Raw genomic sequence first — 25,499 nt, 5'->3', positions numbered from 1 at the left:
AATGTATTCACAGTCTTTTTGTCATCCTGAAAGAATCTCAACGATCTATTGAAAATTTTATTTAAATACTCTCAGTATCATTCCATTGTTATGAAAGTCATGTTTGAGCAGTTTTATATTTATTTTTTCTCGCTGATTGAGCAGATTATGCAGATTTTTTTAACCTAACCATCTGCTAAATTTGCAAAATCTGCGGGAGATAATAATCATTCATACAGCTTGTCATCCTGAAAGCATCTAACCAAATTATAACGATTGATTTAAAGAACAGTTCAGCGATGAACAAAATCTTAGAAAAAAGACACTCTTCGGCAGGCTCAGAGTGACACCGCGAATACTAAATGCAAGATTTTAAAACAATGAATAATTGTTAATCCTTTTTCATCCACTGAAGCACTTTAAAAATAAATTTTATTCCGTATCTCAACTCTCAAAAAATTACCCTACTTTTAGCCTTTAAAATAATAAACATGAAGAAACTCATTTTTGCATTCTGCATGATCCTTTTATGCAGCAGCCAAATCGTAATGGCACAGTCTAAAACCAAAACAAAAGTACAGACTACGAATTCCAAAGAATCCATCTTAAAAGCAATGTATAAAGACATTTCTGAAAGCATGGTAAAAGAAGGAACCCCTAAAGAAAAGGCTGAAAAATTTGCAGACTGTCTTACTAAAGATCTTGGAGCAAAATTAACCACTGACGAGCTTAAAATGCTGGACAAGCTGAATGCGATGAAAGACAAAAAAGAAAAGGAAGAACTTGCGAAAAAAGCAGAAAAAATGGGGATCAGAAAGAAAATGGAAACCGTGGGTGTTAACTGTGGATCAATCCTGAAATAGTGACAATTCCCAACAATCTGTAAAATTCTTATTCACTAAAAAAACAGACGGTACATTACATTCATTTGTACCGTCTATTTTTATATTTCTTTAAGCTGATTTCTACACAAACTCATTCGTATCAGCTTTATACTTTTTGTTGAACAATCCTGCCTGTTCCAGCTTTTTCAGATGTGCTTTCAGTCCGTTGATTCTTGTCGGATAGTGGGTGTTTCCTATCGTACACAGATTCTGGAATGCTTTTTCGTGACTGTCGGTGTCCAGCGCATAACTGATCCTGTCATACGTTCCTCTTCCCTGATGCAGAATATCGCAGATCATAAAGCACACTTTTGCAGGATAACCATTCAGGTTCAGCCTTTTGCTGTACTTTTTCATGTTTTCCTTATACAGACTGATGGAATGTTCCACCTGTACTCTTCTGTGTTTCGGGTCGTTGGAAGCCCAATGGATAAATCTTGCCGAGCAGATGAGTTCCTGCTGTTCCACTTCGTTGGTGGTGGGATTCAGATATTCCATCAGCTTTTGGGAGCTGCTGTCGTTCTCAAGCTGTGAGGTCGCTCCTGTATCATTTTTATAACAGATTCTGTCATCGATCAGGCGAAGTCTCGGAAAGTATTCCAAAGCATTCGGTAAAGTAAGCAACTTTCTTAAAAACCTTACAAAATCTCCATTCGGAACGTGCGCTGCAAACTGCATAAAACCGAACGTAAAGTAGGCTCTGTCATATGTATTCAGGCAGAGAAAAGAACCCTGACTTTCCACTTTCGCGGTTGCCTCGATAAAGTATGCCCAAAAACCGAATTCATTCACATAATCGGCGGCATTGTACACGAGATTATTAGAAACCGAAACATTGTAAAGTCCAAATCTTTCTTCATACTTCGTCTTGTATGCTACGAAAAATTCCGGATCAGTAAGACCGGTTGTCTTTGCATAATAGGCTGTTTTTCCTGTGGAAGTAACTGCTGAGCGGATTTTAAAATCGTAAGCCATCGTTATAAGTTTTAAATTTAGTGTACTGCTAAGGTAAGACTTCCCTTTTATTTACGGAATACTTATTTCGGGTAGTTTAATGTTTCGCAAAATTCAGAAATATTGCAGTTAGTATTCGCGGTATCATTCTGAGCCTGCCGAAGAGTCTCTATCATCATTTAGTATTTTTGAGATTCTTCCTTCGTCAGAATGACAAGGTAACGTTAAACTGCTGTTAATACATTTGAGAACGTATAAACAATTTTAAATTGAAAAAAATCTGCAAAATCTGCAGGAGATTAATTAAAAAAGAGATTCTTTGAACTTCGTTCGCATCCCTTCAGGCTGTGTCAGAATGACAATGTAGCGTTAAAGGTTTCACTAAAACAATCTTTCATTGTTTAAATAGTACAGTTAGTATTCGCGGTGTCACTCTGAGCCTGTCGAAGAGCTCGTTTCTGAATGTTTTATTTATGATCTCTGTTCTTTCTTTTAAGTCATTGTTTAGATCCTTTCAGGATGAAAAACTGCATGATTATCATCTCTCGCAGATTTAGCAAATTTAGCAGATGATTAAGTAGAAAAAATCTGCGTAATCTGCAAAATCTGCGGGCGATAATTCAAAAGATTCTTCCTTCCATAATGCTTCGCAAAATTTCAATCAGAATGACACGTTTGTTTTAATCACTTTATCAAAGAAACAACTCAAACAATTTTTCATTGTTTAAATATTACAGTTAGTATTAGAGATGTCACTCTGAGTCTGCCGAAGAGCCTCTGTCATTATTTAGTGCAATCGTATATTTTCAGATTCTTCCTTCGTCAGAATGACATAGGATTATTAATAATTTTATACATTAAAATCGTCTTTAACAATCCTTCATTGTATAAATATTACAGTTAGTATTAGAGGTGTCACTCTGAGCCTGTCGAAGAGTCTTTATAAAAAATCAGACGGTGTCTGTCTGGAATTCTTCTTCAGAATGAAAAGAAGGCCATTCATTACTATTCTAAATCACCATTAATTTCCCTGATTAAAGCTTCTATTTCACCTCTGAAATCATCCTCAAAAACCAATGGTCTGTTGTCGGACTGAATCATACTTTTTATTTTTTCGCAGATGTCTATGAGTTTTCCGATTAAAGAGTTCTCTTCGGGTGATGAGATTTTCCCCATTTTCAAAATGTTGGAGAAATAATACTGTACTCCGTCGAGAACAATACGCCGCTCTTTAGAATATCTAGTCTGATAAAGCGCACTTTCAAACAACTGTTGCAGTATTTTATAGGAATCCGGTGGCAACTTTCTTTGATATTCTAAAATTCTTTCTGCTTCGTTACTTTCCGAAAGACGGATCGCACGTTCTGCTATTTTGTAAACGATGCGGTAGTTTTCGATTCCTTTTTTTCTTTCCACAAAAAGAATTCTTTCGGTATCGAAAGAGGGAATTTCCAGAAAATACAGTTCTGCATACACCTCTCCCATGAATGCTTTCATGATTTTCACAAAGCTGTCGAGACTTCTATGGCTCGAACTGCTTCCGCAAGGTTCAAGATGGTTTCTTTCTAACATGGTTTTTAGATTGAGCGGAAATTGTGGAGTGAGTTTTTCATGGGGTAGTTTTGTGGGAAAATAAGGGTTTTACTTTTTAAAATTTATTTTTTATTTGCAACTCCAAATGGAATATGTACTAACGGTATATTTTCTAACTTTGGATCTAAATGTGATATTTGATCATCGAAAAATAGATGTGGTTTTATTATATCTAAAATTCTAGCTTTTTCTATACCTCCTAAGAGAAACATTTCATCAACAGTAACTCCCCAATCTTGTAATGTTTTAATAGCTCTTTCATGAGACGGTGCATTTCTTGCTGTCACAATTGCTGTTTTTACAATCTTTTTATAATTCTTATCTTCAATTTCTTTTTTAGTTTCAAGTTGCTGAAAAAAAGAAAGTTTTCTAAAAAAGCTGGCTAAAGGTCCAGGGTTATGAGGTTCTTCAATATGAGTTAGTTCATGCTGATGAAATAAATCTAATTGATCTGTTTCTTTGAATATTTTTTCAGCTTGATCATCAGCAATTACCCCATCAAAGTCGAATGCAACTCTCAATTCCATATCTTCATCATCATCATTAATATTTGTTTTAAGTATTCTACCTGCTCCGTAGTTTGAGTTTATTGCATTAATAACATCTCCTTCATTTGTAGACAAAAATAATGATACGTTATATGCTGGAATATATCTGTAAGGAGAATTACCCGATGTAAAAGCAGCACGAGAAATACTCAGATTATGTTCCTTTATTGCATTAAATATTCTAATGCCTGTTTCGGGACTATTTTTTGAGAGAAGAACAACTTCAACTGGTAATTCTTCAATATAAACATTATTTATATTTAAAAATCTTTTTATAAAAGGCATTGCAATACCACCATTTAACGACTTATTCTTATTTTCAATTTGATATTGTCTATACTTTTCAACTCCTTCATTCAAAAAAATTTCATCTTCTTCTTCAAGGTTAAATAATGCATTCGACGAAACTCCAACAACTAATTTTCTATCAATCGGATATGGCATATAAAAAATTTTATTCAATATTTAGTTCAAATCTTACTCGCTGTTGTTTAAGACAACCTGAACAAGTACCGCAAGCAATATTAGATTTATGACATGAATGTGCTAACGTTAACAAATTTAATGGTACTTTATATTTCTCAGCTAATTCATGACTATAAAAATTAATTGTCTCACAAAGAACTTTAATATTTCCTTCTTGATAACTCGATAATTTATTTATTAACTGATAAAATTGATCTGTGCCGTCTGTGTGGAAACTATCTGACTTCACGGATGCTAAATGCAATTCAGACACATTATCTTTAATTGCCTGCATTAATGATAAAGTAATTATTAATTGATTTCTATAGGGCCACCATTCAGTAGAGGGTGATAAATTAAGACTCTGTTGATTAACAAGATCTCCTGAACCTAAATTTTTGCAATTTACTTTTATGACCTTATGCTCAATATTTAAAGTTTTACATATATATTTTGAAACAAATATTTCTCTTTCCGCAACAATTTGACCATAGTCAACCGTATATGCAATACTTGGTTTAATTCCATAGGTTAAACATATAGAATCAATTCCTCCAGATAATAAAACAGCTTTTTTTACAAATTCCATATTGTATTGTATATTGCAGAAGTTAAATTATTAAAGACTTTTATATTTGAAGGCTTTAACATAATTAAAGATCCTTCATCATTAGTTCTGTGATAAGAGACTATTTTTTTATTTTTTGCCATTCCATAACCTAATTCGATAAGAGTACCTGAGTCTAATCCATCAACAATACTAAAAATTATATCGGATTGATTTAAACCTTCTAAATCTTTTTTCGCAATTTCCTCGTCATTACTTAAACCAATATCATGAAATGGAGAAAAAACTTTTACTCCAAAATCTAAAAATATTTCTCTTATCTTATCTACAAGTACTAAATCTGATAAAGAAAATATCGGAGATGCTAAGTATATTTGTTTGTTATTCAAATTATTTTTGAATTCTTCATAAATATAATTATCTAAACTATTAACTTTTACAATTTGCTTATCACAATATAAAGCAGTTGTTTTAGAAGCCAAAAAAGCCGATTTTTCCAAGGAAAATTTCTTTTCTAATAAATAATAAGAAAAACTTGTAGTAAAAATATCTCCAGAGCCAATTTTAAAAACGTTTTGTGTAATATAAGAAGGTATTAAATAACCGTCATTATCTTTTTTTGTAAAGAGTTTTGCCCCATGTGGACCATTTTTAATTATTAAAGCAAATACTTTTTCTTCATTAAAGAAAAAATCGACAATATTACTAATCTCATCTTTTTGAGATATAGATTTTGCTTCGTTAAAGTTTACAATATATATTAACTTATTTGCTTTTCCAAAATCACTAAATTTATATGGATTAGATGATGTTTGGGGATCATAAATTACATAATCTCCATTAATTTCAAAATTGGATTCTAACATTCCAAAACAAATAATATTTTTATCATCAACACTTATAATTTCAGATCTACTTATTTTAGAAGAGTTAGGATAAACATTGGGACTATCCAAAGCAAAATAATATTTAAATGTTATAAAGTCGTTTGTAAATTTACAATCGTATGAAAAATTATTATATGAATTTTTATAAACATCTAAATAGTCTTTCACTTCATTATTTCCTGCTGTATAAAAATTAACTTCAGTTTCATTTTCTAACAGAAAGTGGACACATCTTAATCCTGATCCAAAAATATTATTTGATAAATCATCTAAATTAACCTCTTTATAGGTTCCTCCAATTACAGAAATCATAAATTGTCACCTTCAATTAAAATAGTACATTGAGGAGCTTGAATACCAATTACAGTGGCTTTATAGTTATTTCCAGCCTTAATACACTTTATTAAATCTAAAGTATTTGGATGCACTATAACTCCAACAAATTCTCCATTAGCATTATAAACAAGAACTTTTCCATCAACAACTTGTATCTCTAAAATTTCTCCTATCCTCAATTTAGCTAAAACTAATAAATCTATTGAGGCTATATTTGTTCTAATTTGACTTGTTTTACAATCAAATTTAGACCTTTCAGGTGGTACATAAGGGCCATTATTACTTCCGCTCATAATTATTATTTTTTATTATTTAATTTTCAAAAGTATGCTTTGATTTTATATATAAATTACGGAAAACCGTATTTAATTTTAGAAAATTACACTAAAAAACTCTATTTTTATTCCGTATTTCTACGGAAAAACCACCCTTTCGGATGGTTTTCAATAAATAAAATCAAAAAAATTAAATTTTATCCAAAATCTTCTTCGGCAGCACTTTTACCAACTGAGATTTGTATTCATTTTCGAGGATCACAAACTTCCAGTATTTTTTGTCCTTGGAAACCGCACACGCTTTCATATTGGCGTTGATGAGGTAAGAATTTTCCTTTGCAGCATACTGTACATTGTTTTTCCCATATTTCTGAATCAGCATCGCATGGATTTTCTTTTTCATGTCTTCATTCAGGGAACCGACATTGCATTTCAGCTTGAGAAAATAATTGACGATGGAGAAATATTCTTTGTCAATCTGTTCCGGCTTTTCAATATTCCCAAACTTAAAATCCTGGACTTCAATCTTCATAAACGGATTGTTGTAGGTAATGTTCAGAATCTGCGTCATCTGATCTTTCGGAATCACCGTGAAAAATTTCGGATAAATGCAGTTCACCGACTGATCGATTTTCTTTGTTTTAATGGTATTCACGAAATACGACAATGATTGTTTAATAGCTGCATCTTCCGGATTTGCCTTGGTCTGAGCAAAAGACATCAACGACAGGAACATGAACAGAAACAGGAATGATTTGATTTTCATAATTTTAAATAGACAGTTGTTACGATTTTCAAAGAAGACGATTGTTTCTTCTTTTCTTAAATCTGTCGCAGAAGTGCGACGAATCGTTACAAACAAACGGCAACGAAAAAAGCCATCCTTTCGGACGGCTTTCAAATATTGTAAGATTCAGATTATTTTACTTTTACAAGCTCAACATCGAAGATCAGCCATGCATTTGGCGGAATTACTCCTCCTGCTCCTCTTTCTCCGTAACCCATTGCCGGCGGAATCAGTAAAGTAGCCGTTTCACCTTCTTTTAACAAAAGGATTCCTTCGTCCCAGCCTTTAATTACTCTTCCCATTCCGATAGGAATTTCAATCGGCTCATTTCTTTTGAAAGAAGAATCGAATTCCGATCCGTCTACAAGTTTTCCTGCATAGTGTACAGAAACGTTATCCCCTGCTTTCGGAGCCTTTCCTTCTGTTGTTTTCGTGATTTTATAGTAAAGACCGGATTCTGTTTTCTGCATTCCGGCTTTCAGATCTTCAACCATTTTCTCCTGATTGGCTTTGAATTCGGCTTCTTTTTTAGCTTTTTCAGCTTCTTCTTTTGCTAAAAACGCTTTGTTGTTTTCTGCAATTTTAGCTTTTCCTTCCGTGAAGGTTTTTGCTGCATCGTAGTTTTTGTACTCGTCTCCTTTGCTGAAAACGGAAACTTTTTCCAAAACGATGTCTGTTTTAGGCTTATCCTGCGCTCCTTTTTCTACATTCGCAATCGCATCGATTACATCCTCTCCTTTTACCACTTTCCCGAAGATCGTGTGTCTTCCGTCTAACCAAGGTGTAGCCACTTCCGTGATGAAGAACTGAGAACCATTAGTATTCGGCCCCGAATTCGCCATAGAAAGCACTCCTTTTCCGGTATGCTTAAGATCGTTTCTTTCGTCCTCGAATTTATATCCCGGATCTCCCATTCCAGTTCCCTGAGGATCTCCTCCCTGAATCATGAAATCTTTAATCACTCTGTGGAAAATCGTTCCGTCGTAATAAGGAACGCCTTTCGCTTTCGCTTTGTTATCGATTTTTCCTTCTGCAAGACCAATAAAATTAGCCACAGTTACCGGTGCTTTTTTATCCTCGAATTTTACGATCAAATTACCTTTTGTCGTCTGAAGATTCGCATAAAGTCCGTCATTAAGACCTTCGTAAGTTTCTTTGTCTACGTTCATTTTTTTATAAATTGGTGTACAACTCATCAGCGAAACACTTGCCGCCGCCAGAATTATATTCTTGTTAAACAATTTCATGGATTATAATGCTTTTAATTTTATGATTAATGGGATGTCATTATCTATTTTCTTCTCATCTCCGTACGTTCCATACGCCAGTGCAGACGGAACCAGAAGCGTTACTTCTTCACCGTCGTGTATAAAACGCAAAGCATCTTCTACCGCTTTCAGCTCATCAAAATGACCGAATTTGGCATCTCTTCTTGCGATCGGCTGATCGTAGATTTTCGTCTGATCGAAGTCGTACAGGTCGTAAGAATAGGAAATCAGCGTATTGTCCTGTCTTCTCTGCCTTTGGTCAAAACCTTCCGTATTCGTCCAGTAATTAAGCTGCGTAGGATAAAATTTTACCGGCTGATTGCCAATCCATTCCTGAATATGGTATCTTTCCTGTGCATTCAGATTTTTCATCCTGTTTTTGGAAACATCCAGATCGTTCTTGCTGAGAACGCCGCCAACGGGAGGATGAGTCTGCGCATTTTTGCTGCAGCTCAGTAAACCCAGTATCGATATGAAGAGTATTTTTTTCATAAACTTTTGCGAAAATACACATTTCGGGAATCAATTACAAAACTTCAGGAACTTATTGAATTAAAAACTGTGACAATCTCGTTGTCTTCCTGAGTGTGAAACAATCGAAGGATTATGATGTAAATTTCCACTGCTTTTGAAAGGATTTTTATTTTTCAGGAGCTTTATCGCGCTTTCCGCACTCGCTATTTCTTTAGTTTACGGCGCGGCTTCGCCGCGCCGTAAACTAAGAAAATGAGCTCAGACAATTGCTCCAATCCCGGCTAGGATTGCAGACATTCCTTACAATAGCTAAACAAGTACAGCTTGTTATTTTATTAAAAACTTTAACGAATCATGTCATTCTGATTGAAATTTTGCGAAGCAATATGGAATGAAGAATCTTTTAAATTATCTACCGCAGATTATGCAGATTACGCAGATTTTTTTCAATGTAAAATTGTTTATCCTTTTTTAAATGTTTTAACTGCATTTTTGTCATCCTGAAAGGCTTTCAACGATACATTGACAACTTTGTTCAGATGCTTTCAGCATGACAAACATACTGCAAATAAATCACCCTTCAATTGTTCTGAAAGCTATTTTACTTTTTGGTTTCTCGCAGATTGTGCGGATTTTTTCTGCTTAATCATCTGCTAAATTTGGAAAATCTGCGAGAGATGATAATCATGCAGATTGTCATCCTGAAAGGATCTAAACAGAGGACATTAAAGAAGAACAGCAATCTATAAATAAAAAGCTCGAAAACAAGCTCTTCGACAGGCTCAGAGTGACACCGCGAATACTAAACGAAAGACAAAACAATGAATAATTTTTAACAATTTTTTTTATCTCCCAAAATATTTAACAATCCCATGTCATTCTGATTGAAATTTTGCGAAGCATTATGAAATAAAGAATCTTTTGAATTATCTCCCGCAGATTTAGCAGATTACGCAGATTTTTTTCAATGTAAAATTGTTTATCCTTTTTTAAATGTTTTAACTGCATTTTTGTCATCCAAGGCTTTCAACGATACATTGAAAACTTTGTTCAGATGCTTTCAGCATGACAAACATACTGCAAATAAATCACCCTTCAATTGTTCTGAAAGTTATTTTATTTTTTGGTTTCTCGCAGATTTAGCCGATTGTGCGGATTTTTTCTACTTAATCATCTGCTAAATTTGCAAAATCTGCGAGAGATGATAATCATGCAGATTGTCATCCTGAAAGGATCTAAGCAAAGTATAATATATGAATTTTAAAAACAATTATGAATAAAACATCTTGAATAAGAGACTCTTCGGCAGGCTCAGAGTGACACCGCGAATACTAAATGAAAATGAAATAACGGCGAATTGTCAATAGCCTTTCCACTCAACAGAGTCTTTGTAACAAAAAAAGCCGGAAAAAATTCCCGGCTTTACAATATCTAACGTTTAAAAAAATTAAACTGTTTCCAATACGTGGTCTACTAAAACTCTCCATCCGAAAGGATCGTCTGAAAGGTTTGTCTGAAGATTCACAAGGTCATTTTTCAAAGTAACGGCGAAGCTTTCTTCGTCTGATAATCTTGGCAATTCAAGCTTTTCTCCTTTGTAACCTAAAGCCTGAAAAACGGTAGTAACCACCGCTGTTCCTACTCCCCAAACTTCTTTTAAAGTTCCGTTTTTCTGAGCTTCCACAACATCCAGAACTTTAATCGGTTCTATTTTTACTTCAATTCCTCTTTTCTTCGCCAACTGAATAAAGCTGTCTCTGGTAACTCCGTCAAGGATTTTTTCGGAAGTCGGAGGTGTATAAATGGTATCGTTGATTCTTACGAAAACGTTCATCGTACCACTTTCTTCGAAATATTCGTGAGTAGCATCATCCGTCCAGATAATCTGCTCATATCCTTCTTCAATTGCCAACTGAGTCGGGTAGAAAGAAGCCGCATAGTTTCCGGCAGCTTTCGCAGAACCTACTCCACCGCTTGCCGCTCTTGAATAATGGTCTGAAATTTTTACAGAAACAGGTTCTGTATAATACATCTTTGCAGGAGTTGCAACGATCGCGAACATATATTTATTGGCAACTCTCGCCTTCAATGCTTCTTCTGTAGCGAAAATCAATGGTCTGATGTACAAAGACATACCTTCACCGGAAGGGATCCATTCTCTGTCGATATCCACCAATGCTTTCAGTCCGTCCAAAAACATTTCTTCCGTTATTTCCGGCATGGCAAGACGTTTTGCCGACTTATTGATACGTTCAAAATTCTTTTCGGGCCTGAAAAGGAAAACCTGTCCGTCTTTGTCTTTATAGGCTTTCATGCCTTCAAAACAAGCCTGTCCGTAATTTACACCCATCATTGCCGGTGTAAATGCCAAAGGACCATAAGGAACCAATTTTACATCACCCCATTTTCCGTTTTCGTACTCACAGATGATCATATGATCGATAAAAGTATTTCCGAATGAAAAATTGTTTGGGTCGAATGTAGAAATTCTTGAGTTTTCAGTTTTTTGAATTATCATTTCTAAAATTTTTTATGAGGTTCTACAAATTTAACATAATTTTCTAAATATAAAAATTTTAGAGTAAATTTGTAAAAAAATAGCTTGAAAAGAGAAATTAAGACCACAAAAGACGGCAGCAAAACACTGTTTATCAATGATTTAAATGAAAACTATCATTCACACCATGGTGCATTACAGGAAGCCGAACACGTGTTTATCAAAAATGGATTAAATCTGATAAATGATTACGAAATTAATATTTTAGAACTCGGTTTTGGAACAGGTTTGAATGTTTTGGTAACAATTAATGAATATTTAAAAACTGACAAAAATCATATCATCAACTATTTTACCCTTGAAAAATACCCCATAAATGAATCGGAAATTAACGATTTAGCCTATTTTGAACTCTTCGATAACTCCGAATTCAGAAATATTTATCAAAAAATTCATCTGGCAGAATGGGAAAAATCAGAAGAAATCATTAGTGGTTTCAACTTAAAAAAGATAGAATGTGATTTTTTTGATCTGAAGAATATCGATTTACCCGCAATAAATCTGGTATATTACGATTGTTTCGGCGCAAGAGTACAGCCCGATCTCTGGGAAAAGCCCCTTTTTGAAATGGTTTCGGATAAAATGGCTGTTAACGGATTATTAACAACCTACTCTTCGAAAGGAAGCGTAAGAAGAATTCTTCAGGAACTGAATTTTAATGTTGAAAAAAAACAGGGACCTCCGGGAAAAAGAGAGATGATTAACGCGGTGAAGTTGTAAGGAAGGAAGATGGAAGTTTAAGGCTGGAAGATGGAGGTCTATTACTGGGTGTTTTATGGTCTGCAAAGTTCTGAGTTTATACCTTATTAAGCGGGAAATAGCTTTAAAAAAAATTAAAATCAGTCGTAAACTTCCAGATACTGTCTTCCGGCATCCGACAAATTTCCTTAAATTAGCTTTAACAAATTATTATATATGATAGATAAGATCAACATTAGAGTTTACGCCTGTGCAGTAAAAGATAAAAAAGTTCTTACTTTATTTGAAGAATATGCAGGTGAACCTTTAATGAAATTTCCGGGTGGCGGACTGGAGTTTGGAGAAGGATTAATAGATTGTCTGCATCGAGAATTCGATGAAGAACTGAATGTAAAAATAGAAGTTGTTGAACATTTTTATACGCAGGAAGATTTTCTGGTTTCGCGTTTCAGAGAAAATGAGCAGTTACTTACCATATATTATATTGTAAACATCATTAACGAAGGCGATTTCCTGATTCTTGATCCCTGCATTGAAAAAACAGAATGGATCGAGATCGACAGACCGGACAATCCGTTTCCGTTGCCCATCGACAAGATTGTTTTTGATAAATTAAAAGAAAAATTCCTGTAACGATCTTACAGGAATTTTTTATGATTGCTATTATTTGTAGACTTTAAAGCTGCTCGCTCCGGAATAAGGCTGAAGATAACCTGAATTCCAATTAGATTGAAGCAGGGATTCCAGATATTCGTCTGTTCTGTTTTTGTGCGGATCGTAAGGATCTTTAAGATCAATATCTGCCATTTTTCCTTTTACATTCCACCAGAAAGCACTCCATCCTCCTCTTAATTCTTTAATGATTTCATAGACATTTTTTCCGGTTGCTCTGTTCATCAGTTTGGCAAAAACCTGTCCTTCTGTTGTCGTAAGATCTCTGAGCTGTTTTTCATACTGATCGGCAAGAATATTCTGTCGGTCTCTTATGTATTTTCGTTTTGCCTTACTGTCCATATTCGTCATTTCCCCCTGAATATCTCTGTATTGCTGTAAAGCGGTTAAAAACAACGGATATACTCTGTAAAGCTTTTTATTTAAGAAATAATAATAGTTCCGATCCAGCTGATTATTGAATTTCGGTTTATTCAGCAAAACAAGCTCATCCATTACCACCACAGTTTCCCCGTTGATTTCATAGATTCTTGCTTTCTGCCTTTCATCATAGAAATATTTATTGCCGAATTCGTCTGTTTTCAAAAGTTCCGTAGGGTACTGACTTAAAGGTTTCGCAATGACGGAATCCCTCTGAGCCGAAATACTGACTCCAAAAAAGAAGAGAAAAAGACAAATAATCTTACTAAAATTCATTATTTTTACGCGTATTAGAACAAAAATTGAACGCAAAAATCATTCCTTTTTATGAAATTTGAAAAGAAATCTTTAAAATTTTTAGAAAAATATTTAAACACTTCATCTCCGACTGGTTACGAACACGAGGGACAGAAGATCTGGATGGATTACATTAAGCCTTATGTAGACAAAATTGAAGTGGATCATTACGGAACCTGCTACGGAATCATAAATCCTGAAGCGGAATTTAAAGTAGTGATTGAAGCACATGCAGATGAAATTTCTTGGTATGTAAATTATATTACAGACGACGGATTGATCTACGTGATCCGAAACGGAGGTTCTGATCAGACAATCGCTCCGTCCAAAGTGGTCCATATTCACGGTGAAAACGGAATTGTAAAAGGCGTTTTCGGATGGCCTGCAATCCACACAAGAGTCAACCAGAATGAGCCTACTCCAAAAATTGAAAACATCTTCATCGATTGTGGTGCAACTTCCAAAAAAGAAGTGGAAGAAATGGGAATTTATGTAGGATGCATGATTACCTACCCCGATGAATTCTTCGAAATGAATGACCGTTATTTCGTTTGCAGAGCTTTAGACAACAGAATCGGTGGTTTTATGATTGCTGAAGTGGCAAGACTTTTAAAGGAAAATAAAAAAACAATTCCGTTCGGATTGTATATTACCAATTCTGTTCAGGAAGAAGTAGGTTTATATGGAGCAGATATGATTGCAGACACCATTAAACCCAACATTGCCATCGTTACAGACGTTACGCACGATACCACCACTCCGATGATCGAAAAGAAAAAAGAAGGCGACCAGAAATGTGGAGACGGACCGGTGGTTTTCTTCGCACCAAGCATTCATCACACCATCAGAGAATTGATTATCGACACCGCAAAAACGAAGAAAATTCCTTTCCAGAGAGCAGCAGCAAGCCGCGCAACCGGAACAGACACCGACGCTTTCGCGCATTCTAACGGCGGCGTTCCGAGTGCATTAATTTCTTTACCTTTGCGTTATATGCATACCACAGTGGAAATGGTTTCCAAAGAAGACGTAGGAAATGTGATCCAACTGATCTACGAAACACTTCTGAGAATTCAGCCGGAAATGAAACTGAAGTATCATTAACAGAAGTAAAAAGAGACAAGTTAAAAGTAAAAAGTAAAAATGAAAACGAAGCTTATTGCTCCATCCCTTTTATCCGCAGACTTCGGGAATCTGCAAAGAGACATCGAAATGCTGAACAATTCTCAGGCAGACTGGTTTCACGTAGATGTAATGGACGGAAGATTTGTTCCGAATATTTCGTTCGGATTTCCGGTAATGAAAACCGTTCAGCAGCACGCCAAAAAATTTGTAGATGTGCATCTGATGATTGTAGAACCTGAAAAATATGTGGAAGAATTCATTAATCACGGAGCAGATCTTGTATCGGTACATTACGAAGCGTGTACTCACCTTCACAGAACGATTCATCATATTCAGAGTCTGGGTGCAAAAGCCGGTGTTGTTTTAAATCCTTCCACTCCGGTTCTGATGCTGGAAGATATTATTGCAGACGTAGATCTTGTTTTGCTGATGAGTGTAAATCCGGGATTCGGAGGACAGAAATTCATCGAAAATACTTACAAGAAGATTGCTGAAACGAAAGACCTGATCTTAAGCAACAATTCAACAGCATTAATTGAAATTGACGGTGGTGTAAATATCGACAACGCTTCTAAACTTTTCGAAGCCGGAGCCGATGTTCTGGTTGCAGGAAATGCAGTTTTCTCAGCAGAAAATCCGGAAAGAACGATCGAATTACTGAAAATTTAATTTCATTTAAATACAAACAAAAAGGCAACTCCGTTGAGTTGCCTTTCTTCTTAATGAAAATCTGAGCCTTTAATGGTTATTAGTTTTTGAAGAGTTTAATGCTTAAATTTTCCTTCTCTAATGCTGATGTAAAGATGGCAATAAATGAGGACAAAAACATCCGTAAAAACACGGAATTTTAATCTCGGTATTTTTACCTAACCCCGAAAAACAGGAAGGTTTAAATCATTCAATAATAAATACTGGAGCTCTATAAAGTTCTTTTTAAGTATTTTTAGATCATAAAAAGAAAAAACGTGAAAGGGAAATTAATCGGCATATTGTCTTTAGGTCTGGTTTTATCTTCAGGAAAATATCCTGCGCAGAATCAGTCACAGGAAAATCAAAAAATGGAATGGTTTCAGGATGCCAAACTCGGAATTTTTATTCATTGGGGAATTTATTCTGTAAACGGAATTCCGGAATCATGGGCTTTTTTCAATAATTACATCAGCCATGAAAATTACATGAAACAGCTCAATGGTTTTTCGGCTGCAAAATACAAACCTGATGAATGGGTAAAACTGATTAAAAATTCCGGCGCAAAATATGCCGTGATTACCTCAAAACATCATGATGGCGTCGCACTTTGGGATTCAAAAGCTGAAAAATCGACCACCATTCCTAAAAATTCCTTAGCCCAAAAAGACGTACTTTCTCCGTTTATCTCTGCATTAAAAAATTCCGGACTGAAAACCGGACTTTACTATTCCCTTCCCGACTGGAGTCATCCTTATTACGACATCAATACCCGGACAAAAAAACGTTACGAAATTAAAAATGATCCGAAACGCTGGGAAAATTTTGTCACCTATTATCAGAATCAATTAAATGAACTTTCTTCACAATTGAAACCTGATCTTCTGTGGTTCGACGGAGATTGGGAACACTCATCAGAAGAATGGCGCGCTCCAAAAACTCTGGAAAATCTGAAAAAATTCAATCCGGACATTATCGTTAATTCCAGACTGAAAAATCATGGGGACTACGAAACTCCGGAACAGGGAATTCCTGTGATAAAACCTCAAAGCAATTACTGGGAACTTTGCTACACCATGAATGATTCATGGGGATTTCAGCCTTTCGACAATCATTATAAAACTCCGAATATGATTGTAAGAACTTTGGCGGATGTAATTAATATGGGCGGAAATCTACTGTTGGATATCGCTCCGAAAGAAGACGGAACCATTCCGGAACAGCAGGTTGAAATTTTAAAGAATTTGGCAAGATGGACAACAAAAAATTCCGAAGCCATTTATGAAACAACACGAGGTTTGCCATTCGACAATTACAAAGGAAAATCTGCATTTTCTAAAGACCGGAAAAAAATATTTCTCTATCTCGAAGAAGCCAAAGACTTTGTAAAAATATACGGTTTAATGACCAATACTATTTCTGCCAGAATTCTTGATGACGATAAAGCGAAGATTGATATTAAAAGTAAAGGTAATGGAGATTTCACTTTCAATTTTTCCCATGTAAAATTTGATCAGGACGTAACTGTTGTTGAAATATCAATTGACGAACCTATGATCAAAGTACAAAATGATAAGCCCAATTTATCTCTTCCTGAATCTTTAGAAAATAAAAATACGAAACTAGCAGTCTATGAAATTGCAGAACAGCTTCATTCGGGAAACAACATCTTCAAAAATTCAGGTTTAACAGAGGACGGAATGGAAATAAAACTTCCCAAAACCGGCAAAACCAATCCCGAAATTCTAAACTGGATCAGCAAACATTCAGAAGCACTTTATGAAACCGAAAAAGGGCTTCCAGAAGGTCATTTTTCAGGAAACTCCGGACTTTCCAAAGACAGACAGACCCTTTATCTTTTTGTGGAAGGAATTCCAACCGGACCGATCGCTTTAAAAGGTATTAAAAACGAAATTGCCCGAATCCGTATCGTGGGTGAAGGAACTTTATTAAGCCATGAAATATACAATAAGCTTTACTGGAGTAAGGTTCCGGGAATTATTTATATTGATGTACCCAAAGAAAAACTGGATAAAAACCTAACAGTTATTGCGGTTCTTCTTGATAAACCGCTCGAATTATACCGTGAAAAAGTTGGCGCAATTGAAAGTAATCTGTAAAAAACAAAATCCGAAGAAAGTTTCTCCGGATTTTTTATTTTGAAATGATTTTTCTTAGAAAATTTCTCTTCCTGAAAAATGGAATTTTGCTTCGATAAGAGCGTTTTCGTCAGAGTCAGAACCGTGAACAGCGTTTTCTCCGATGCTTCTTGCAAACATTTTTCTGATTGTTCCTTCTGCAGCTTCAGCAGGATTAGTAGAACCGATTAAAGTTCTGAAATCTTCTACTGCATTCTCTTTTTCAAGAACAGCAGCAACGATAGGTCCGGAGCTCATGAAATCTACCAATTCTCCGTAGAATGGTCTTTCAGCGTGAACTTCATAGAATTTTTTTGCATCTGCAACAGTAAGTTGAGTCAATTTCATTGCTTTGATTTTGAAACCACCTTCTGCGATCTTTCCTAATATAGCACCGATATGTCCGTCTGCAACTGCATCTGGCTTAATCATAGTGAATGTAATGTTAGACATAAATGTATATTTTTTTAATGGCGCAAAAATACAAAAAATTCTTTTGATTTTAATTTTAAAATATTTTTAACATAAAAATAACATTTGTTAAGGTTTTATGAACGAAACTTTGGCACAGTAATTGTTGATTCTATTATGATTCTCATGTTTAATTTGAGTTTTCATGGTTATTAGTTTTTACCCAGCTTCGGCTGGGTTTTTTATTGCCCGTAATTCCCCAAAAACTACGCCTAACTTCACCATTGTATAAGAATTAAACGGCAATTTAAATTTTTCATTCCAAATATTAAACTTTGTTCATCCGGAATTTGGAATTTAATGCAGGGTTAAAATAGTTCGAAAACTTATTCTGTGAGTAAGAAATTTTTGCACAAGAGAAATTGAAATTCATTATTAAAACTCCTGATTGTCCTTCATTAATCATAATGCTTAATTTTATGCATAGATTCACAAAGGTTTAGCAAAGATGACACGGCTGCTTTGTTACGGTAAAAAGTTTAGACAAGTTTACTTTAATTAATAAAGAAATTTCCGGAAAATAGAAATTATTTTTGAGAAGCTTCTTCCGCCTCTTCCATTAATTTAATATAGGTAGAATATCTTGAATGCTGAATTTCTCCGGTTTCCAGACCGTCAATTACCGCGCATTTCGGCTCGTTGATATGAAGACAGTTGTGGTATTTGCATTCTTCTCTTTTTTTGAAAATCTCCGGAAAATAATGCTGAACTTCTTCTTTTTCGATGTCGATCATGGCAAATTCACGAACTCCGGGTGTATCGATTACGTTTCCGCCAAAATCCCAGAAATGCATCTGTGCAAAAGTTGTGGTGTGTTTACCTTTTAAATGCGTATCGGAAATTTCAGAAGTTTTCAGGTTAAGTCCCGGCTGCAAAGCATTCACCAAAGTAGACTTTCCACAGCCTGAATGTCCGAAGAAAACAGATGTTTTATCTTTCAGCAATTCCTGAAGCTGTTCCAGATTTAATTTTGAATAGGAAGAAATTTCCAGAGCATCATAGCCGATTTCATTGTAAAGAAATTCAATATCTTTTACGATCTCAATTTCTTCTTCATGAAGAACATCAATTTTATTGAATAAAATCAGCGGAGTAATATTGTAGGCTTCGCAACACGCCAAAAAACGGTCTAGAAATCCAAGGGAGGTTTCAGGATGTTTTAATGTGAAAATAAAACAGGCAAGATCGATATTTGAAGCAATGATGTGTGCTTCTTTTGAAAGGTTTACAGATTTTCGGATGAGATAGTTTCTGCGGGGTTCGATCTTCGTAATCCATGCAATATCATCCTGTTCCAGTTGAAATTCCACAAAATCTCCCACAGCAAGCGGATTGGTCAGCCTTGTTTTAATCAATTTAAATTTTCCGCGAATTCTTGCTTCGAAGATTTTCCCGGTTTCCATTTCCAAAACCTGATACCAGCTTCCTGTAGATTTAATGATTTTTCCTTTCATACTGTAAGATGCTGCAAATATAGGAAATTTAGTTTGAGTGTTTTAAAGTTTTAGAGCCGGAGAGCTTTTATAAAAGTCATCCAATTACTTTTTCACTCTCCAACTCTAATACTCTCCTACTCCAAAACTCTCCCACTCTAAAACTCTCTCACTCTAAAACCAGATTACCTGTTAATCATAATACTGTTCTGAACCTCGATAGACTCTTCGTGGATCGCTTTGAATACTTTTTCTATGAATTCTTTCGTCATTCCGGTCTCAACAGCTTTTTGAGTTGCGTATTCTGTAATTTCTTTCCAACGCTCCGGCTGGAAGATGGCAATATCATTTTCTTTTTTAAGCTTTCCGATTTTTTCAGAAATTTTCATTCTCTGCGCAAGCATTTCAATCAGTTGAAAATCGATATCAGAAATTAACGTTCTGTGTCTTCCCATTTCTCCTTCAAATCCTGCCAATCCGGAATTTCTCACTTTTAAGTTCCCGATTAATTCTGCCAGAACCTCCGGTGTAATCTGTTGTGCAGCATCACTCCAAGCTTCATCCGGATTGCTATGTGTTTCTATAATGGCTCCTTGGTAACCTACGTTTAAAGCTTCCTGTGTAATGTCCGCCAAACCTGTTCTGTTTCCGCAAATGTGTGAAGGGTCGATCAGCATCGGGATATTCGGGAACTGACTTTTAAAATCTAAGGCAATTTGCCAGTTCGGATTGTTTCTGTACTTTGTTTTCTGGTATGTAGAAAACCCTCTGTGAATAACTCCTAAATTGGTAATTCCCTGACCTAAAAGTCTTTCCAAAGCTCCGATCCACAAAGCAAGATCCGGATTTACAGGATTTTTCACCAACACGGTTTTGTCTGTTCCTCTCAATGCCTGTGCAATTTCCTGAACGGTAAAAGGATTTACCGTAGAACGCGCCCCGATCCAAAGAATATCTACATCTGCTTCCAAAGCTGCAAAAACGTGGTGTGCATTGGCAACTTCCGTCGCTGTTTTGAAACCGTATTCTTCCTTCACTTTTTTCAGCCAGTTCAGACCGATTACTCCTACTCCTTCAAATCCGTTCGGTTTTGTACGCGGCTTCCAGATTCCTGCACGGAAAACCGGAACATTGGCATTGGTTTCCCTGATTCTTTTTGCAATTTCCAGCATCTGTGCTTCACTTTCTGCACTGCATGGTCCCGCAATCATCATGGGCTGCTGGAATTCATTAATCCATTCGTTTTTTAAGTCTTTTAAATTCATATTTTTAATTTTACTATTATCGTTATTGTTCATATTCAAACACAAAAAAGCATTATAAAATTACTTTATAATTCTTTCTAAAAAATGCCGTTAAAATTTTTTAAAGGAATCAGGAAATAAGTAGAAATCTATAATTCCTGTAGATTTTTTTGAAAGAAATTTATACTAGCAGTACCAATAATAAAATCGATAATACGTTCTGAAATTTCTAAAATACGGAAAAGAAAAGCCAAATTGCCCGCTAAAGAATTCAGCAGGAGCAAATACAGATTGATATGACTTTATTAATTTTTCCAAAATAAACTATCTATTTCTAGATTTTCGGTTTACATTTTAACTGAAAAAGCTTCGTTTTGTTTTTCAATTATCTGACAAATATATAAATTTTATTTAAAAAAGAGTTTCATGTACCCTATTTTTTTAAAATAAAAATTGTGAAACTTTTTCTTAAAGATTTTTCTGCAGGAAAAAATTATTAAGGAACAAGAATTATGTTAAATCGAATTTCATCAGATCATCAAGATCTTTCAGCAAAGGATTTAATTTAACAAACTTTTCGAACTTCTTTCTTGGAGTCATTACTTCTACTTTCAGATTTTCGGCATCTCTTTTATATGCAACCTGAATGGAATGATTGTGAACTTTCGTTTTAAAATGATTAAAAAATTCACGGCTTACTTTATCAAACTCAGCTTTTGCAGAATCCGAAGGAAACAGAACGGTAATTTCATTTTCTCCGGATTTTATCATTTTGAAAGATTTAATGGCATTGAAAATAATGGCTTCTTTTCTCTGGAGCTGCTTGAGCAGTAAATTCCACTCTGCCTGAAGATCTGTTTCAGTAAAGTGATTTTGGGGAAGCTGTTCTGTTTTGGCTACAACTTTTTCTTCTACAACAGTTGTTTCTTCTTTGTTTAAAAAAGAACTGATGCTGAAACCTGAAGAAATTCCGGGTCTCGATAAAGGTTTCGAGGTTTTTTTGATTTCTGTGACAACGGGAAGTTCCGGACTTTCAGAAGGTTGCTCCTGTTTAGGTTTCTGTTCCTGAGTTTCCGTAGGTTTTACGGGGATTTTTACTTCCTGCTTCTCATTGAGAAACGGAGCCAGAATTATAAACTTTTTTTTTTAGCAACGTCTGAATTAGCCGTCAAAGAAGCCAATTGCATTAAAGCAATTTCTACCGTAAGTCTTGGATTTTTGGAATTTTTATAATTGACGTCTGCATGATTGCAAATCTCAATAGCATCGATGAGCTGTTGAGGATTCCATTTCTGGGCCTGTTCAACAAACTTTGTCTTGGTCTGTTCTCCTACTTCTATCAGATCAATTGTTGAAGTATTCTGCGCCATCATCAGATCTCTGAAATGACTTCCCAATCCTGCAATAAAAATATGAGGATCAAATCCTTTTTTCACAATTTCATTGAAAGCGGAAAGAACTTCGGGAATTTTATTTTCTTTTGCTAAATCTACAATTTTTAAGTACTGGTCGTAATCCAGAATATTTAAAACTTCTGCAGCTTTTGCCAAAGTAATATTCTTCTGGGAAAAAGTAGAGAGCCTGTCGAAGATGGAAAGTGCATCTCTTAAAGCTCCGTCTGCTTTCTGGGCAATAAGATACAACGCATCATCTTCATACTGAATATTCTCTTTCTGAGCGATATTTCTAAGATGTCCCTGAATGTCTTCAATTACGATTCTTTTGAAATCATAGATCTGACAGCGGGATAAAATGGTAGGAATAATTTTATGCTTTTCGGTAGTCGCCAAGATAAAAATCGCATGAGCAGGCGGTTCCTCAAGTGTTTTAAGGAAAGCATTGAAGGCTGCAGAAGACAACATATGAACCTCATCGATAATATACACTTTATATTTACCAACCTGAGGCGCAAAACGTACCTGATCGATCAATTCTCTGATATCGTCCACAGAATTATTCGATGCAGCATCCAACTCATAGATGTTGTAGGCAAAACCGTCTTCCGAAACAGATCCGTCCTTTTCATTGATCTTCCTCGCCAGAATTCTGGCACAGGTAGTTTTCCCTACTCCTCGAGGACCACAGAACAACAGAGCCTGAGCCAATTGATTTTCTTCAATAGCGTGTTCTAAAGTATCCGTAATATGAGACTGCCCAACAACAGTATCAAACTGCTGCGGGCGATATTTTCGTGCAGATACGATAAAATTTTCCATTGGTCAAAAATAAGAAATATTGTTGTAATTTAAAAATGAAATCCTTTTAAATTACTTTTAAAATAACTCTATTCTGGCAACAGTAAATTTTTCCCATATTATCTTTCTTCGTAAGCAAAATCGATGATTTCGGTAATCGCCTTTTCTATTTCCTTTCTTCCTTCATCACTTTTCAGGTCTATTCCGCAGAATACACTTGCATTGTGTGCTGTATAAAGGTTAAGGTAATAAGCTCCGGAAACCAGAAGTGCTGCGATGGCACGATATCTTGTAGCTTTATCCTTAAAATGCGGATCTACAATATTCGTGAAAAGCATTTCTCCCATTTCTTCTCTCTCATCGGCTACTTTTTTCAGGATCGGTTTGCTTTCAGATAATCCCCAAAGAATAATCTTCTGAAGTTCTTTGTTTTTCTTGATGTGCTCAAACTGATTAAGAATGGCAACTTTAGAAAGTTCTTTACCTCCGTCTGAAAAATCCACATGGATATTATCCTGGTTCATTTTGCTCCAGTAATCCTGAGATCTGATGTATTCGTCGATAAGCTTTTCGGTGCTTCCGAAGTATTCGTAAATTAATTTTTTATCAAAGCCTGCCACTGCTGCTATTTTACTCACTTTCAATCCTGAATACCCTTTGGTTCTCAGAATTTTTCCAACAGCAGCAAGCAATTTTTGTTTTGTTTTTTCTTTGTCCCGTATAGGGCCCTGTACAACTTTTCTTGGCATTTGTTATTTATTTTTTTGCAATATGCAACTTTTTATTGATATCCTCAAAGGCATTGAGGGTTTTATCAAGATGTTCTTTATCATGTGTTGCCGTTACACTCATCCTGATACGGGCATCTTTTCTGGCTACAGCAGGATAAATAATAGGATTTGTATATACTCCGTGTTCGAGAAGCATTCGTCCTACGTCGCCCGTGATATGCGGATCTCCGATCTTTACCGGAACAACTGCAGAACACGTAGTTCCGGTATCCAGTCCCAGATCATTAAGTCCTTTTTTAAAGTAATTGATGTTTTCCCAGAGTTTTTCTCTCCAGTGTGGCTCTTCATCAATCAGCTCAATGGCTTTTATAATTCCTGTAGCCGTGGAAGGAGGTGTGGTAGCTGAAAATATCTGCTGTCTGGACTGGAATCTTATAAAATTGGTAAGACTTTTATTCGCAATAACGTATCCACCAAGATTACCGAATGTCTTGCTGAATGTTCCGGTAATAATATCTACTTTGTCCAGAAGTCCCGTATCTTCAATGGTTCCTCTTCCTGTTTTTCCTAAAATGCCTACCCCGTGAACATCATCAATCATCAGGTAGGCGTTATATTTTTTTACTAATTTATAAATTTCTTCAATTGGAGCCGTATCGCCATCCTGAGAATAGACACCGTCTATTACAACGAGCTTTGTACGAAACTGCTTTTCCGATGTTTTCAAAATCTGTTCCAAAGCCTCCAGATTGTTATGCGGGAATGTTTTTCTGTTGGTAAGAATACATCCTTCATATACACTTGCATGAACTGCCATGTCTACAATCGCAATATCTTCTTTCTGCAGCAGGATTTGTAAAGTTGCACTATTTGTAGTGTATCCTGTTGTAAAAATTACGGCTTCGTCCTGAGAACGTCCAAAAAAAGACGCAATTTTAGCCTCCAAATCGTTGTGGTAAGAATAATACCCTCCGATAAGTGGTGTTGCCGCCGTTCCGGTTCCGTATTTTTCCACTCCTTCAATAGCTGCCTGCTTTACTTTCGGGTGCTGCGTAAACCCTAAATAATCACTTGTAACGAAGCTTACAAATTCTCTGGTTACGTTGTGAGTCCCTACATTCATCACAGAACTGCATCCTGTGTTATTCTGCAATCTGTAGTGATGCCGTCCGTTTGATTTCATGTATTCCAGAAAGTCGTAGTAAATGTCTGCACGCTCCATCATATCGAAGCCCGGAATATTTTCGAAATCCTTGAAAGTTGCTGTTGAAAAGTTAATGTCCATCCTTAATTTTGTTAGCTGTTTAATGTTAAAACAAATATAGTATTATTTTAAAAAAGTATAAATTTATTTTCTATTAAAATTTATTATGCATAAAATATTTGTATTAAATAATCTTAAAAAACATTCATATCTATAAAATAATTGAAATATTAACAAAAAAAGAATAAAACAAAAAGTTTCACAATCACTTAAAAATTAAGCAATTAATAATTATGTGTGTTTGGTAATGATTTGGTAAAGAAAATTTACAACTTTTACAGCAAATTGTCATTGAAAATCAGAAATAAAAAAAGGCTGAGATCTATTTTTTTGGGAACATTAGAGTCAGCCTTTCTTAACATTTGTCCTTTTAGAATGTACCGTCCACTTATTTTAAAGCTAAATCATTTAATTTAGTCTTTAAAAGATTTCATTAAAAGAAAAATTTTAATCTTTCAATCAAATTCACCCTTAATGGAATTATAACAAATATAAATATTTTTTTAACATAAATTAAGATTTCTAAATATTATTTTAAGAAAAATAAT

Annotated in this window: 25 protein-coding genes; 7 read left to right on the top strand and 18 right to left on the bottom strand. The window is 35.2% G+C overall.

The annotated features are described in order from the left end of the window. Positions 1–470: 470 nt before the first annotated feature. On the top strand, positions 471–842 hold the full coding sequence (locus PFY09_RS01460; protein WP_271161167.1) for a hypothetical protein: 372 nt from the start codon (positions 471–473) through the stop codon (positions 840–842). 102 nt (positions 843–944) lie between these two features. On the opposite strand, the gene PFY09_RS01455 is transcribed toward PFY09_RS01460, so the two are convergent. The 10 genes from PFY09_RS01455 to PFY09_RS01410 all read right to left on the bottom strand — a co-directional run bounded on the left by PFY09_RS01455 (position 945) and on the right by PFY09_RS01410 (position 11,536). After that, positions 945–1,838 (bottom strand): hypothetical protein, encoded by an 894-nt coding sequence (locus tag PFY09_RS01455; protein ID WP_271161166.1) that lies wholly within the window; start codon positions 1,836–1,838, stop codon positions 945–947. A 984-nt stretch (positions 1,839–2,822) separates the two neighbouring features. Next, the gene (locus tag PFY09_RS01450; protein ID WP_271161165.1) at positions 2,823–3,389 is read right to left on the bottom strand and encodes a hypothetical protein; all 567 of its coding nucleotides are present in this window, start codon (positions 3,387–3,389) and stop codon (positions 2,823–2,825) included. Between the two features lie 83 nt (positions 3,390–3,472). Beyond that, positions 3,473–4,402, bottom strand: a complete 930-nt coding sequence (locus PFY09_RS01445; RefSeq protein WP_271161164.1) for a 5'-nucleotidase — start codon at positions 4,400–4,402, stop codon at positions 3,473–3,475. Positions 4,403–4,412: 10 nt separating this feature from the next. Further along, the gene (locus PFY09_RS01440) at positions 4,413–5,012 is read right to left on the bottom strand and encodes a 7-cyano-7-deazaguanine synthase (protein WP_271161163.1); all 600 of its coding nucleotides are present in this window, start codon (positions 5,010–5,012) and stop codon (positions 4,413–4,415) included. Further along, entirely contained in the window at positions 5,000–6,190 is a 1,191-nt protein-coding gene (locus tag PFY09_RS01435; protein ID WP_271161162.1) for a nucleoside 2-deoxyribosyltransferase, read from the bottom strand. Before PFY09_RS01435 ends, PFY09_RS01440 begins: the two co-directional genes overlap by 13 nt. Then, positions 6,187–6,507, bottom strand: coding sequence for a hypothetical protein (locus PFY09_RS01430; protein WP_271161161.1), 321 nt, complete (start codon positions 6,505–6,507; stop codon positions 6,187–6,189). Before PFY09_RS01430 ends, PFY09_RS01435 begins: the two co-directional genes overlap by 4 nt. 172 nt (positions 6,508–6,679) lie before the next feature. Continuing rightward, positions 6,680–7,255, bottom strand: a complete 576-nt coding sequence (locus PFY09_RS01425) for a hypothetical protein (RefSeq protein WP_271161160.1) — start codon at positions 7,253–7,255, stop codon at positions 6,680–6,682. A gap of 152 nt (positions 7,256–7,407) precedes the next feature. Next, complete coding sequence (locus tag PFY09_RS01420; protein ID WP_228423085.1) at positions 7,408–8,445, bottom strand: peptidylprolyl isomerase; 1,038 nt, start codon at positions 8,443–8,445, stop codon at positions 7,408–7,410. An 81-nt stretch (positions 8,446–8,526) separates the two neighbouring features. Then, the gene (locus PFY09_RS01415) at positions 8,527–9,036 is read right to left on the bottom strand and encodes an FKBP-type peptidyl-prolyl cis-trans isomerase (RefSeq protein ID WP_185204388.1); all 510 of its coding nucleotides are present in this window, start codon (positions 9,034–9,036) and stop codon (positions 8,527–8,529) included. Between the two features lie 1,429 nt (positions 9,037–10,465). Next, entirely contained in the window at positions 10,466–11,536 is a 1,071-nt protein-coding gene (locus PFY09_RS01410; protein WP_108408762.1) for a branched-chain amino acid aminotransferase, read from the bottom strand. Positions 11,537–11,620: 84 nt separating this feature from the next. Here PFY09_RS01410 and mnmD point away from each other — a divergent pair, with 84 nt between their 5' ends. Next, positions 11,621–12,295, top strand: a complete 675-nt coding sequence (gene mnmD / locus PFY09_RS01405; protein WP_271161159.1) for a tRNA (5-methylaminomethyl-2-thiouridine)(34)-methyltransferase MnmD — start codon at positions 11,621–11,623, stop codon at positions 12,293–12,295. A 195-nt stretch (positions 12,296–12,490) separates the two neighbouring features. Next, positions 12,491–12,907 (top strand): NUDIX domain-containing protein, encoded by a 417-nt coding sequence (locus PFY09_RS01400; RefSeq protein WP_076390420.1) that lies wholly within the window; start codon positions 12,491–12,493, stop codon positions 12,905–12,907. Between the two features lie 30 nt (positions 12,908–12,937). Here PFY09_RS01400 and PFY09_RS01395 read toward each other — a convergent pair whose 3' ends face one another. Next, positions 12,938–13,642, bottom strand: coding sequence for a DUF4294 domain-containing protein (locus PFY09_RS01395; protein ID WP_271161158.1), 705 nt, complete (start codon positions 13,640–13,642; stop codon positions 12,938–12,940). 51 nt (positions 13,643–13,693) lie between these two features. Between PFY09_RS01395 and chrP the strand changes: the two genes are divergently transcribed. The 3 genes from chrP to PFY09_RS01380 all read left to right on the top strand — a co-directional run bounded on the left by chrP (position 13,694) and on the right by PFY09_RS01380 (position 17,595). After that, positions 13,694–14,767 carry a chryseobasin maturation metalloprotease ChrP gene (gene chrP, locus PFY09_RS01390; RefSeq protein WP_256040689.1) on the top strand — a complete coding sequence of 358 codons (1,074 nt, stop codon included), beginning with the start codon at positions 13,694–13,696 and terminating at the stop codon, positions 14,765–14,767. Positions 14,768–14,806: 39 nt separating this feature from the next. After that, positions 14,807–15,457, top strand: a complete 651-nt coding sequence (gene rpe, locus PFY09_RS01385) for a ribulose-phosphate 3-epimerase (protein WP_076390423.1) — start codon at positions 14,807–14,809, stop codon at positions 15,455–15,457. A gap of 296 nt (positions 15,458–15,753) precedes the next feature. Continuing rightward, positions 15,754–17,595, top strand: coding sequence for an alpha-L-fucosidase (locus tag PFY09_RS01380; RefSeq protein ID WP_271161157.1), 1,842 nt, complete (start codon positions 15,754–15,756; stop codon positions 17,593–17,595). Between the two features lie 54 nt (positions 17,596–17,649). Here the strand turns inward: PFY09_RS01380 and PFY09_RS01375 are convergent, their stop codons facing one another. The 4 genes from PFY09_RS01375 to PFY09_RS01360 form a co-directional block, all read right to left on the bottom strand. Continuing rightward, a complete protein-coding gene (locus PFY09_RS01375) occupies positions 17,650–18,066 on the bottom strand; it encodes a nucleoside-diphosphate kinase (RefSeq protein ID WP_271161156.1) in 417 nt (138 codons plus the stop codon). Between the two features lie 545 nt (positions 18,067–18,611). Next, a complete protein-coding gene (rsgA, locus tag PFY09_RS01370) occupies positions 18,612–19,538 on the bottom strand; it encodes a ribosome small subunit-dependent GTPase A (protein ID WP_087709826.1) in 927 nt (308 codons plus the stop codon). Between the two features lie 164 nt (positions 19,539–19,702). Next, on the bottom strand, positions 19,703–20,782 hold the full coding sequence (locus tag PFY09_RS01365) for a chorismate mutase (RefSeq protein ID WP_076390562.1): 1,080 nt from the start codon (positions 20,780–20,782) through the stop codon (positions 19,703–19,705). A gap of 489 nt (positions 20,783–21,271) precedes the next feature. Beyond that, positions 21,272–21,532 (bottom strand): hypothetical protein, encoded by a 261-nt coding sequence (locus tag PFY09_RS01360; RefSeq protein WP_087709824.1) that lies wholly within the window; start codon positions 21,530–21,532, stop codon positions 21,272–21,274. Positions 21,533–21,653: 121 nt separating this feature from the next. Here PFY09_RS01360 and PFY09_RS01355 point away from each other — a divergent pair, with 121 nt between their 5' ends. Then, positions 21,654–21,830 carry a hypothetical protein gene (locus PFY09_RS01355; protein ID WP_271161155.1) on the top strand — a complete coding sequence of 59 codons (177 nt, stop codon included), beginning with the start codon at positions 21,654–21,656 and terminating at the stop codon, positions 21,828–21,830. 61 nt (positions 21,831–21,891) lie between these two features. Here the strand turns inward: PFY09_RS01355 and dnaX are convergent, their stop codons facing one another. The 3 genes from dnaX to PFY09_RS01340 form a co-directional block, all read right to left on the bottom strand. Next, positions 21,892–22,977, bottom strand: coding sequence for a DNA polymerase III subunit gamma/tau (gene dnaX / locus PFY09_RS01350; protein WP_271161154.1), 1,086 nt, complete (start codon positions 22,975–22,977; stop codon positions 21,892–21,894). A gap of 98 nt (positions 22,978–23,075) precedes the next feature. Beyond that, a complete protein-coding gene (locus PFY09_RS01345; protein ID WP_076390429.1) occupies positions 23,076–23,705 on the bottom strand; it encodes a TetR/AcrR family transcriptional regulator in 630 nt (209 codons plus the stop codon). Between the two features lie 7 nt (positions 23,706–23,712). Next, complete coding sequence (locus PFY09_RS01340) at positions 23,713–24,972, bottom strand: aminotransferase class I/II-fold pyridoxal phosphate-dependent enzyme (RefSeq protein WP_076390430.1); 1,260 nt, start codon at positions 24,970–24,972, stop codon at positions 23,713–23,715. Positions 24,973–25,499 lie beyond the last annotated feature (527 nt).

The organism is Chryseobacterium gambrini, from assembly GCF_027920505.1.
GTDB classification, from domain to species: domain Bacteria; phylum Bacteroidota; class Bacteroidia; order Flavobacteriales; family Weeksellaceae; genus Chryseobacterium; species Chryseobacterium gambrini.
Note: the sequence above shows the minus strand (reverse complement) of the source record. Positions and strands in the feature narration are given on the sequence as shown.